The organism is Streptococcus sp. KR (genome assembly GCF_002238115.1).
In the GTDB taxonomy this organism is placed as follows: domain Bacteria; phylum Bacillota; class Bacilli; order Lactobacillales; family Streptococcaceae; genus Streptococcus.
In genome coordinates this window covers 1-380 of sequence record NZ_NGVM01000183.1, presented here as the reverse complement: position 1 = coordinate 380, position 380 = coordinate 1, and the positions used below count along the sequence as shown (strand labels likewise).

At 35.0% G+C, this 380-nt stretch carries 1 protein-coding gene; it reads right to left on the bottom strand.

Translation table 11 applies throughout. From position 1 onward, the window contains the following. Window positions 1–114: 114 nt before the first annotated feature. Window positions 115–380 (bottom strand): hypothetical protein (locus tag CBI42_RS13040; protein WP_218822072.1); only part of this gene is annotated, 266 nt, incomplete at its 5' end.

The following is a 380-nucleotide window of genomic DNA, read 5'->3' as shown; positions in this document are numbered from 1 at the left end:
TTGTTAATAATGTGCTCTTTTTGTGAAATTGAAAAGCTAATTGTTTTTGCTTGATCAGTATCCTTTAAAAACAAGGCTTGATAGTCATCAAAATAAATTGGACTGATTTTTAATTCATTCATTGTTAGTTACCTTCTTTTCATTTGTTCTTTCGCACAATAGTTTCAATAACTGAGCCGTAAAATCTTTAGATCCTTTATCGTAGTCTTTGACGTTAATTGTGATTAAGCTGGTTATCCGATTATCACTTTGCCAGTTGCAATAGATGTAATACATGTAGCCGAGGAAGCCATTTAGCTCATCTATAGGGACAAGCGATACAAGAGTTTGGTTATCGTCGGTAAGACCGCTATCTACGTGAAGCTCATCAACGGCACAAG